Source organism: Leptolyngbya sp. FACHB-711, assembly GCF_014695615.1.
Classification (GTDB): Bacteria; Cyanobacteriota; Cyanobacteriia; order Elainellales; family Elainellaceae; genus Leptolyngbya_A.
On the sequence record NZ_JACJOR010000188.1, the window covers coordinates 20,105 to 30,828 of the forward strand.

Genomic DNA, 10,724 nt, shown 5'->3' on the forward strand with positions numbered 1-10,724 from the left:
GGTTGTAAGCGTAGGGAATTTTCCCACTATCAGCATATCGGGATAGAATCCCCTCCACCCACACCCGAATCCACTAACCTTCCTGATTCACGAACGGCAGGAGCGCGAGAATGCGTGCCCGCTTGATTGCTTGAGTCAGATCGCGCTGCTGTTTGGCAGTCAGACCCGTAATCCGGCGAGGCAGGATTTTTCCTCGTTCGGTGACGTATTTGCGGAGCAGATCAACATCTTTATAGTCGATCGGATCACCAGGCTTGATCGGAGAGACGCGGCGACGAAAGTAAGTCATAGGTCAAGATTTGCTTTATCTGTAGAAGAAATTAGAAAAAATCAACGGTCAACAGTGAGTCCAGGATTCAGGCAAGAAATTACTTAATTTCTTTGTGAGCCGTGTGACGGTTGCAGTGGGTGCAGAACTTTTTCAGTTCGAGTCTGCCAGTCGTGTTACGGCGGTTCTTCTGCGTGGTGTAGCGAGACACCCCGTAGGAACGCTTGTCTGGGTTGCTACGGCATTCCGTACATTCCAGAGTGATAATAATTCGGACACCTTTAGCCATAGTTGGAACGGTTTCTACCGGGCGCGACGATTAGACACAAATTCTTATTATTTCATACGAATCCAAGCTTGTGCAAGAAAACGCGAAATCCTGCTAAAACTTATGCTCTCTGCTCAAGACGCTGAAGCTCTGATTTTGAACCTGACCCAGCCGCTCGACCCAGAAAGCGATCGGGAAATGGTCGATTTACCCGCTGCTGCCGGACGCATTCTTGCTGCCCCAGTCACAGGAACGCAAGATTTTCCTTATTGGGATAACTCTGCAATGGACGGCTATGCAGTACGGCATCAGGATGTGGCTCAGGGAAGTGCAGAAGATCCGGTGATGCTGGAAATTGTCGAAGAAATTCCGGCAGGGAGTGCGCCGCAGAAAACGATTCAGCCCGGACAAGCTGCGCGGATTTTCACAGGTTCGATGCTGCCTCTGGGGGCGGATACGATCGTCATGCAGGAAGACACCCAGCCAGAAGGCGATCGAGTAAAGATTTTCACTACCCCTCAACCTCAAGCCTTTGTGCGACATCGAGCCGCTTTTTATCAGGCAGGGCAACCTTTATTAAATGCAGGCATTCGGCTGGGAGCGGCAGATATTGCAGTGCTGGCGACGGCTCAGTGTCTTCAGGTTCCGGTGTATCGATCGCCCCAAGTTGCAATTCTTTCCACAGGAAATGAACTCGTTTCGCCCGATCGCCCGCTTCAGCCCGGACAGATTGTAGACTCGAATCAGTACGCGCTTGCTGCGCTGGTGGCTCAAATGGGAGCGAAGCCCCTGCCTCTCGGAATTGTGCCCGATCAGCCGGAAGTCCTGAAAGAAAAAATGGCTGAGGCGATCGAATCTGCGGATCTCGTGCTGTCGTCGGGGGGCGTTTCGGTTGGGGATTATGATTATGTTGATCGCATTCTGGCAGAGTTGGGGGCAGAAATTCATGTGCGATCGGTCGCGGTCAAGCCCGGAAAGCCGCTAACCGTTGCCACCTTTCCTAAAGCCAATTCAAGCCGTCCGGTTCTCTACTTTGGACTTCCCGGAAACCCCGTCTCTGCGCTGGTGAGCTTCTGGCGATTCGTGCAGCCTGCGCTTCGTAAGTTATCCGGTTTACAGGCAGGATGGCAACCTGCGATCGTTCAAGGAAAAGTGCTGCAAGACTTGCGATCGGATGGTAAGCGGGAAAGCTATGTGTGGGGACAGGTGCAGTTGAGCGCGGGTGAATTGGCTTTTGAAGTCGCAGGGGGAGCGCAGAATTCAGGCAATCTGATCAATCTGGCACAGACGAGTGGGCTAGCGATCGTACCCGTAGGGACAACTCGTATTGCTGCTGGGGAATCCGTATCAATTTTGCTGGTGAATGGCTTGAGCTAAATGATTAAACTGAAGGAAAAGCTTCCTGCTATTCAGGTTTTGGTAGTTGGGTGATGTGTCCTACCTTGCCCCCTGAATTCCCCACTTTTAGGGGACTTTGAGACTGGATTTACCTTTTTTCTTTCCATTGCCTTCTCTTCCCATTGCCCTCCATGACGCAACTTCCCGATCGAGTCCGGCAAAGCAATTTTCTCAATCAGGTCATCATCGATCGCACCACGACTGAAGAACTGGGGCGGGTCGAAGTTCTGTGGATGTATGTGCCGAAGCATCGAGTGCTGGGGTTTGTGGGGAAAAGTGGGTTGCTGGGCAACAAGAAATTTGCCTTCAAGCTAGAGCAAGTGCAAGCTATTGGCGAAGGGGGGATCGTGACGCAGGGACAGCCCGAAACAACGACACCCGATCGCGTTAAACGGCTTGAGTCTTTGATGCAGCACGAAGTTTGGACGGAAGGCGGGGAACGGCTGGGGAAAGTAACCGATTGTGTGTTTAACCTGAAAACGGGCGAAATTACGCATTATCTCTTCGTTTCTAGCGATATTTCTGGAATTCTGGGCAGTATCTATCAGGTTTCGCCCCGATGGATTGGTAGCATTGGCGAGAAGCGAATTTTGCTGTCGGTGACTGCGATCGTTGAACCTTATCAGGAAAGCCTGCCGCAAAAGATTACGAAAACGGCTGAAACTCTGAAAGAAGAAGCGGTGCAGGAATGGCGATCGATCACTGAAAAAGCCACGGGACAGATCAAGCAAATTCGATCGCAGGTGAAGGAGCGAGGTCAGGAAGTTTCAGAGCGGCTGCGAGAAGAGGCACAAACGCTGGCAGAACGGGCGAAAGAGCAGAGTCAGACCCTGGCAGAGCAGGTCAAGGAACAAAGTCAAATCCTCAGCAGACAGCTTGAGGAAGGAATTCAAACCCTGACTGTGCAGGCGGAAGAAATCTTCGATCGCAGCGATGAACCAGAGACGCGCCAGTATTCCTATGAAGAAGCCGATTTCGATTGGGACTGGGATGAACTAGACGAGGAACCTTCTGGCGATTACCCCGAAGGGGAAACTGCTTTGCATCGCAATCCTCAAGACCAATCCGCTTCTCAGCGCAGTCGGGGCTTTAATACGTTTGTCGATGCGGACCCGTTTTCTGTGCAGGGGAATCGCGTTCCGTCTCACTCCTGGCAGCCAGGAACATCGAATACGAGCGGGGTAGAAGATCCCGGTAATCCGTTTGATTCCAATGCGATCGACGATTTTGACTTCGATGATGATTTCTGGAGTGATGAGCCTGCGTCTTCTGCACCCGTCACCCCAAAGCCAGCCTCCGAAAAGAGCCAGCCTGCTGTTCAAGAAGGTCGCCCTCTGGTTCCGCCCCTTGTCCCTCCGCCTCATCCGATGACCCCGAAGGAGGAACAGTTGCCCACTGCCGATGCTGACGACTTGGACGACGAACCCTGGATCTAATGTCGTGAAGGCGGTAAAGTCTCTATGTGAATCTACGCTGCTTCTGCCATGGGCCACGCTTCTTCTACGGTCGAGATCCGCTCTGTTCAAACCCCACAGGATCAGGAATTATTTCTGGATGTGCCTACCAGAGTTTACAAGGGCGATCGAAACTGGGTTCCGCCTTTTCGCAGCAGCATTGCCAAACAACTTGCGCCGGATAATGCGTTTCGGCAGTACGGCAGGCTTCAGCAGTTTATTGCAGTGGATTCGCAAACCCAGGAAGCAGTTGGTCGGATTGTCGCGGCGGTAAATGATCGCCTGATTGAACGCGAAGGGCAACCGATCGGACTGATGGGCTATTTTGAGTGCATCAACGACTTTGACACAGCAGAGGCTTTGCTGAAAGCGGCTTGCGACTGGCTGCGAGAACAGGGAATGACGATCGTGCGGGGACCGATTGATTTGTTTACCCACAATCGCTGCCTGTTTCTGGTGCATGGCTTTGACACGCCGCCCACAATCATGATGCCCTACAACCCGCCCTATTACCCGGAGTTTGTAGAAAAGGATGGCTGGCACAAAGCGAAAGATGCTTATGCCTATGACTTTCCGATTGCAAGCGTTCTGCCGGAGGAGTTTGAAAAAGCATACCGAATCGCCACCAAAGCCGGGATCACGTTTCGCCCGATTCGCACCAAAGGCGCAGCATTCGAGGAGGACGCCATCAGCGTCTACAACCTGACAACGCAAATGTTTGCCAATAACTACAGCACCACACCCCGCCCTCAAGAGGAATTTCTGGAAGAAGCTCGATCGATGCAAACCCTGATCGATCCCGATGTGTTCCCGGTGGCAGAGCATGACGGCAAGATGATTGGCTACTGGTTTGGTTTACCGGACTACAATATCGCCCTGAAGCACGTTAACGGCAAACTCGACCTCTGGGGCACGCTGAAATTTCTCTGGTATCGCCGCAATATTGATCAGGGACGGGTGCTCCTGTTCTGCTGTTTACCTGAATACCGCCGCCAAAGGGTTCCCCTTGCGCTAATTTACCTGGGCTTGCAGGGCGGTCTGAAAAAAGGCAAACCCTATAAACGCGCAGAGCTGGGGCACGTTTACGAGGACAATATGCCCTCCCGCAAACTGATCGAGGCAACAGGCGGCAAAATCTACAAAACCTACCGGATTTATGAAAAAAGTTTAGGGTAGATATGCTGCTCAATCCGCCAAGACGCACTTCTCTAAAGACTCACAAAACTGGGACGATGTTCAAGACCTGGAACATCTTGTCAAAGACAAACGATCTGAAAAACGGGCAGCTTCTGCCAAAGGACATGGGATGTAAAGGTTCGGAATGATGCGTTACGGCTTCGTCTCACCTATCCTCTAGGTTATTCTGTCCAATCGATCGCATTCCGCATTCACTCGACCCTCGCAACTATGAAAGCACTCGTCACAGGCGCAAACGGATTTACTGGCTCTCATCTGGTTCAGGCATTGATCGATCGCGGCTTTGAAGTCGTTGCCTTGGTGCGAAAAACCAGCAATCTATGGCGTCTGGCGAAGCTGCCCGTACAGTATGCCTATGGCGATATTACCGATCGCCCTGCCCTAGAAGCCGCAATGCAGGGAGTTCAATGGGTGTTTCACACCGCTGCCTATGTGGAACTTGGTGTGGTAGACGCAGAGGCAATGGAGCGCATCAACGTCGAGGGAACTCGCGCCGTTCTCGAAACGGCTCAGGCTGCGCATGTTGAAAAGATGGTCTATTGCAGCACGATCGGCGTGTATGGCGATACGCAGGGGCGATCGATCGACGAAACCTTTCAGCGGCAGCAGCAGGGCTTTTCCTCGGCATACGATCGCACCAAATATCTTGCACAGCAGCTTGTCGATCAGGCGGCAGCAAACGGTTTTCCAGTCGTGAGCGTCATGCCTTCCGGGATTTTTGGTGCGGACGATCCCCATTTTGGTCCTGTCCTGAAGACGTTTCGGCAGGGCAAGCTGAAAGTCTGGGCAGGGGGCGATCGCATTACGGGGATCGTTCACGTTGATGACTTAGTGAGTGCGATGTTGCTGGCGGCGGAAAAAGCCCCTTCCGGTTCGCACTACATTATCTCTGCCGGAGAGCTTTCCACCCGCGAAATGTTTGATTTTGTCAGTCAGGAAACCGGGGTGCCTGCTCCGCGTGAAGTGCCCCAGCCAATCGTCCGTCTTGCCGGAACTTTGCTTGACCCGATCGGGCAACTCTTCTCCTGGCAACCTCCGATCAGCCGTGAGCGAGTTCACTACATTTACGATCGCTGTGTGCGGGTCGATGCAAGTAAGGCACAGCGGGAACTAGGTTGGCAGCCGCGATCGGTAGAGGAAACGCTGAGAGATTGCTTGAAGGGTTAGAATTCCAGGAATTCAGAACGGCAATGGATGAAGGTGAGCCTGGCTAGGGAGGTGAAAGTCATCCCATAATTGCAACGCCAGAACCCGCCCCTGCACCTCAGATGTAAACTATCGCATCAGGTGAACTGCCAGACCGGGCTGGTTGTTGCACTGTGACCCTCGCCCAAAATGCCATCCTCTAACGACCCAATGCGATCGGCAACGTCAATAATGCGCGGATCGTGCGTTACCATGACCACCGTTCGATTCGCTTCTTTTGCCAGTTTACGAAGCAGGGTGATGACTGCATAACCGCTTTGAGAATCAAGGGAAGCCGTCGGTTCATCGGCAAAAATAAATTGCGGATTGCCTGCCAGAGCACGGGCGATTGCCACGCGCTGTTTCTGACCACCGGATAAGTCACGCGGCAGGTTTCTGGCTCGGTCTGCCAAACCTACCTGGTCAAGCAGCAGACTGGCTTCCTGGCGAGCGTGCCGTCCTTTAATGCCTTTGAAGTTGAGGGCAACCTCAATGTTTTCTAGCGCAGTCAGAGCCGGGAAGAGGTTAAATTCCTGAAAGATAAAGCCGATGTGCTTCAGCCGGAAGTTGGCAAGCTGCGATCGGCTCAGACGAGTCAAGTCTGTTCCTAGCAGAGATACATTCCCCTCCGTTGGCTTGAGGATACCGCCCAGAATCGAGAGGAGCGTCGTTTTACCAGAGCCAGACGGTCCCATCAAAAGCTGAATCTCACCGGGGTAAATGTCGAGATTGATTTGCTTTAGCGCGTGATAGGACTGTGAGCCGTTTTTAAAGACCATCTCCACATCGCGCACGACGATCGCCTTTCCTCCTGCCCGACGAGTCTCCAGACTGCTATCACCAATTGGCGGCAATCCTTTTGATGATTCCGTAGCATTGACTTCAAAATTAACGCGAGTCGCTGTCATCTTCACTGTAAGCGTTGAGTGGGTGGGCGGTGGATGGAATGGGCAGCACTGAACAGACAGAAAGAAAGCCCGAACAACGAAGCCCGACAGACAGGGTGTGGAGGAGGAACAGAAATTAAACTGGGATCACGGAGCGCTTTGGGATAGCTTCACGGGAATTGATTGCAAATTCGGACAGCATTTTCAAAATGATATGGATTGCCTTTATTAATTGCCTTTAATGAGGAACTGCTTCGCATCATAGAAACAGCCTTAAGCCTTCAAAGATGCATAACCCGCATACAAATGCCCTGAACAATAAGAACGGGAACGAAAAGAGTTATCGGTTGTGATTCTTGATCGTTATTCATATCTTTTAACATCTGTCCTCGCTATCACACCCTGCCTTAAGTAGATTTACGATTTAAACACGATCGCTGGATCAACGCGGGTCACTTTTTGAATGGCGAACAGTGCAGATCCCACACACATTAAAACGGTGATGCCAAAGATGCCTGCGGCAGTGAGCGGCGTAATCAAAATTGCAATGCCCTGAGTAGCGTACGTCCAGGTTCCCAGTCCCCAACAAAGTGCCAGACTGGGGAAATATCCCAGAACTGCCATCCAGAGAGACTGCTGAATAATAATGCTGTAAATGACGCGATCGGCAACGCCCATTGCTTTTAGCGTGGCGAATTCTTTGATGTGGTCTGAAACCGACGAATAGAGAATCTGTCCGACGATCACCATGCCGACAATTACGCCCACCGTTGCCCCCAAGCCCAGGATAAAGCCCACTCCGGTTCGCCTAATCCAGTAGCTGCGAGTGCGAGTTGCCATCTCAGCACGGGTGTAGGCGCGGGTGTTCGGAAGCGTGTTCTCCAGGCGTTGCTTGAGCTGGTCTAGATTTTGTCCAGCCTCGGCACGGACCAGAATATAGCTGATGGGATCATTGGCTGCTAGGGGACTCGGTTTAACCGTGCCATTCCCTGGCGATGACTCATAAACGTTCCTGCAAAGAAACTGTCCGTTATTCATACGACAGTCTAGATTCGCAGTTCGGTTCCCGGTTACGTAAGCTTTTGCATTTTCGATCGAGGTGAATAGAAAGGCACTGGACGCGATCGACTGGGAATCACGGGTAATGCCTGCGACTTTAACGGGTAAGGAACCAAGCGTCGCCGTATCACCCACCTGCCGGACATCCAGACTGTCTAGCCTGCTGCGATCGATAATCACCTGATAAGGCTGCACATCTTTGAGGTCACCAGACAGCATCTCGAAATCGCTAAAGAGCTGCCCGTTTGGGTCGAAGCCGAAAATCCGAACCGAGCTAATGTCACCTTGTGGACTGCGCCAGATGCCGCCTCCTAGTGCGAGGGCTTCTGCCCGATCAACCCCCTTCACCTGCTGAGCCTGAGGCAACAGACTGGCAGGGATCGGCAGGGTCAATTCCTGCTCAACCATGTCCTGATTGGCAACCCAAATATCGGCGGTAGAGCGATCGATCAGCAGCCCAACTGAGCGAATAAATCCGCTCAAAACGCCAACCTGAATTGCCACCAGACTCACCGCAAACATAATCCCAGCTTGCGCAACCAGAAAGCGGGGAATATCTTCAAATAAATTACGGCGAGCGATCGAAGCCATATTAATAAGGAGTATGTCAATAGCTAGGCTAGATGGTTCTAAACGGTATCCTCCTAGTGTCAAACAGTTACTAGGAAAAGACATCATCTTTTCGGAGTCACCCGATCGAATGAGAGATCGCCGAAAAGGAGGTAAACAAAGGAATTAAGCTCCAATATGAAGCTTACTAACAGACTCTACTGTGTTCAAGACAGCAAACTTGCTGACCTTGTGCCACTGACTCGCCAAATTCTTTACGCTGCTGAACTGTCTACTGCCCATCGTTTAAGCAATTGTTTCAGCCCGATTAGCGGGTCAGGCAACGAAGAATACCCAGAAGGGTTTGCGATCGAGGTGTCAGCAGGGTGCGGCGATAGGCATCTGCGGCTTTTTTAATTCCTTCTGCCTGAGTCGGATAGGGATGAATGACGCTGGAGAGCTTGCTCAGCCCCACCTTTCCCACGATCGCCGTCGTGATTTCGCTAATCATTTCTCCGGCGTGTTTTGCCACAATTGTCGCTCCCAAAATCCGATCCGTACCGGGTTGGTAATGGATTTTGACAAAGCCCTCGGTTTCGCTGTCGGTAATGGCACGATCGATTTTTTCAAGGGGAATGACAATGGTTTTAATTGCGATCCCTTGCTGTTGGGCTTCCTGAGTGGATAAGCCAACTCGCGCTACTTCTGGATCGGTGTACGTCACCCAGGGCATGACTAAATCGCTCAGCTTCGATCGCCCAATTCCAAACGGAGTGAATAACGCATTCTTGATCACAATCCGGGCGGCGGCATCAGCAGCATGAGTAAATTTCCAGTTCATGCAAATGTCCCCCGCTGCATAGATTTTGGGGTTGGTTGTTTGCAGATAGTCGTTAGTTTGGATACCCTGCTGCAAGTCATACTCTACGCCGATCGCCTCTAGATTTAGCTCCTCCACGTTTGGCGCACGTCCTGCCCCGACCAAGATTTCGTCCACCGTGACCGAAGCTTCCCTGCCCTCACTGCGGTAGGTAATGACCTTGCCTGCTGCCGTTCGCTCCACCCGTAGCACTTCACCTTCTAGGACAAGCTGAATTCCTTCCTGTCGAAAAACCTGCTGCACGATCTCGGCAGCATCCGGGTCTTCTCGCGTCAACACCTGCGCTCCCCGCTCTAGCAGCACCACTTCTGAGCCAAACCGTCGAAATGCCTGCGCTAGTTCACAGCCGATCGGACCTCCACCAACCACTGCCAATCGATCTGGGCGATCGGTCAGGCTGAAAACCGTTTCATTGGTTAAGTAGCCCGTTGTTTCCAGCCCGGGAATATTGGGGGCTGCGGCTCTTGCGCCCGTGGTGATGACCGCTTTCTGAAAGCGAAGAATTTCCCCTGCTACCCGGATCGATCGTCTATCTACAAACTTCGCCTCGCCCAAAAACACATCCACGCCAAGCGACTGAAAGCGATGTGCAGAATCGTTAGGGCTAATTTGCGATCGAATGCGCCGCACCCGCTCCATCACTGCTGCAAAATCGACCGAGGGTTCGTCTACCCCAATTCCGTAACCTGATGCTTTTTTGAGATCTGCAATGACACGGGACGATCGCAGTAAACTTTTCGAGGGCACACAGCCCACATTCAAACAGTCCCCGCCCATTAGATGCCGTTCAATTAGGGCAATCTTCAACCCCAACCCTAATCCGGCAGCTCCGGCAGCTATGACCAGTCCAGCTGTTCCCGCACCAATTACGACCAGATCATAGCAAGCCTGCGGGGTTGGATTTTTCCAGTTCAGTGGATGCACCTGAGCCACCAGAGCTTGATTGTAGTTGTCGTTGGGGAGAATCAACGGTTCAAAGGGTTGAGCGGCAGTCATGGAATTTTCTGAATGATTCGCTCTATCTATTGTGAGATAGACCTCTGTGGGACGGACATTTTTAGATCCAGGCAGGCAAGGACACCCATCCCAAATCCATTTCCATCCCACAATTCATTTAAGTTACAGCGTTTTTCACTCCTGTAAGGTACGGGGGGTGTGGGGGCTTCGCCCCCACGCAGGGGCACAGCCCCTGCACCCCATTTTTTGTACTTCAATAGCCTGAACAAGGCTGTAAGTCACGATCCTAAGCCGTCGCTGCTGCCAGATTTTGCGCCACGAAGTCCCAGTTGACCAGATTTTCAACAAACGCCTTCTCGTAGTCGGGACGGCGATTCTGGTAATCCAGATAGTAGGCGTGTTCCCAGACATCCATTGTGAGCAGAGGAGTTTGACCCATCGCCAGCGGAGTCACTCCATCCGGGGTTTTGGTGATTTTGAGCGTACCGTTCTCCAGCACCAGCCATGCCCAGCCGCTACCAAACTGAGTGGTTCCAGCCGTAACGAACTGTTCTTTGAACGCATCATAGCTGCCAAAGTCAGCGTTGATTTTGTCCAGCAGTGCCCCGGTCGGAGTGCCGCC

At 52.1% G+C, this 10,724-nt stretch carries 10 protein-coding genes; 4 read left to right on the forward strand and 6 right to left on the reverse strand.

Annotated features, from left to right (window positions below; all coding sequences use genetic code 11):
* Nucleotides 1–73 precede the first annotated feature (73 nt).
* Both rpsR and rpmG read right to left on the reverse strand, forming a co-directional pair.
* Nucleotides 74–289 (reverse strand): 30S ribosomal protein S18, encoded by a 216-nt coding sequence (gene rpsR, locus H6F80_RS06830; protein WP_088892805.1) that lies wholly within the window; start codon nucleotides 287–289, stop codon nucleotides 74–76.
* 79 nt (nucleotides 290–368) lie between these two features.
* Complete coding sequence (gene rpmG / locus H6F80_RS06835; RefSeq protein WP_190790837.1) at nucleotides 369–557, reverse strand: 50S ribosomal protein L33; 189 nt, start codon at nucleotides 555–557, stop codon at nucleotides 369–371.
* 102 nt (nucleotides 558–659) lie between these two features.
* Between rpmG and H6F80_RS06840 the strand changes: the two genes are divergently transcribed.
* From H6F80_RS06840 to H6F80_RS06855, 4 genes are all read left to right on the forward strand, one after another.
* Nucleotides 660–1,913: a molybdopterin molybdotransferase MoeA gene (locus H6F80_RS06840; RefSeq protein WP_190790838.1), complete on the forward strand. Its 1,254-nt coding sequence runs from the start codon at nucleotides 660–662 to the stop codon at nucleotides 1,911–1,913.
* A gap of 152 nt (nucleotides 1,914–2,065) precedes the next feature.
* Entirely contained in the window at nucleotides 2,066–3,370 is a 1,305-nt protein-coding gene (locus H6F80_RS06845; RefSeq protein WP_190790839.1) for a PRC-barrel domain-containing protein, read from the forward strand.
* Between the two features lie 48 nt (nucleotides 3,371–3,418).
* Nucleotides 3,419–4,564, forward strand: a complete 1,146-nt coding sequence (locus H6F80_RS06850; RefSeq protein WP_190790840.1) for a hypothetical protein — start codon at nucleotides 3,419–3,421, stop codon at nucleotides 4,562–4,564.
* Nucleotides 4,565–4,795: 231 nt separating this feature from the next.
* On the forward strand, nucleotides 4,796–5,752 hold the full coding sequence (locus H6F80_RS06855) for an NAD-dependent epimerase/dehydratase family protein (RefSeq protein ID WP_190790841.1): 957 nt from the start codon (nucleotides 4,796–4,798) through the stop codon (nucleotides 5,750–5,752).
* Between the two features lie 116 nt (nucleotides 5,753–5,868).
* Here H6F80_RS06855 and H6F80_RS06860 read toward each other — a convergent pair whose 3' ends face one another.
* The 4 genes from H6F80_RS06860 to H6F80_RS06875 form a co-directional block, all read right to left on the reverse strand.
* The gene (locus tag H6F80_RS06860; RefSeq protein WP_190790842.1) at nucleotides 5,869–6,678 is read right to left on the reverse strand and encodes an ABC transporter ATP-binding protein; all 810 of its coding nucleotides are present in this window, start codon (nucleotides 6,676–6,678) and stop codon (nucleotides 5,869–5,871) included.
* A gap of 396 nt (nucleotides 6,679–7,074) precedes the next feature.
* A complete protein-coding gene (locus H6F80_RS06865) occupies nucleotides 7,075–8,307 on the reverse strand; it encodes an ABC transporter permease (protein ID WP_190790843.1) in 1,233 nt (410 codons plus the stop codon).
* A gap of 286 nt (nucleotides 8,308–8,593) precedes the next feature.
* Nucleotides 8,594–10,141: a mercuric reductase gene (locus tag H6F80_RS06870; protein WP_190790844.1), complete on the reverse strand. Its 1,548-nt coding sequence runs from the start codon at nucleotides 10,139–10,141 to the stop codon at nucleotides 8,594–8,596.
* 247 nt (nucleotides 10,142–10,388) lie between these two features.
* A partial coding sequence (locus tag H6F80_RS06875; protein ID WP_190790845.1) for a superoxide dismutase occupies nucleotides 10,389–10,724 on the reverse strand: 336 nt, incomplete at its 5' end.

Coding starts and splice junctions, on each gene's coding strand:
- rpsR (WP_088892805.1), bottom strand. CDS start 289: ATGACTTACTTTCGTCGCCGCGTCTCTCCGATCAAGCCTGGTGATCCG.
- rpmG (WP_190790837.1), bottom strand. CDS start 557: ATGGCTAAAGGTGTCCGAATTATTATCACTCTGGAATGTACGGAATGC.
- H6F80_RS06840 (WP_190790838.1), top strand. CDS start 660: ATGCTCTCTGCTCAAGACGCTGAAGCTCTGATTTTGAACCTGACCCAG.
- H6F80_RS06845 (WP_190790839.1), top strand. CDS start 2,066: ATGACGCAACTTCCCGATCGAGTCCGGCAAAGCAATTTTCTCAATCAG.
- H6F80_RS06850 (WP_190790840.1), top strand. CDS start 3,419: ATGGGCCACGCTTCTTCTACGGTCGAGATCCGCTCTGTTCAAACCCCA.
- H6F80_RS06855 (WP_190790841.1), top strand. CDS start 4,796: ATGAAAGCACTCGTCACAGGCGCAAACGGATTTACTGGCTCTCATCTG.
- H6F80_RS06860 (WP_190790842.1), bottom strand. CDS start 6,678: ATGACAGCGACTCGCGTTAATTTTGAAGTCAATGCTACGGAATCATCA.
- H6F80_RS06865 (WP_190790843.1), bottom strand. CDS start 8,307: ATGGCTTCGATCGCTCGCCGTAATTTATTTGAAGATATTCCCCGCTTT.
- H6F80_RS06870 (WP_190790844.1), bottom strand. CDS start 10,141: ATGACTGCCGCTCAACCCTTTGAACCGTTGATTCTCCCCAACGACAAC.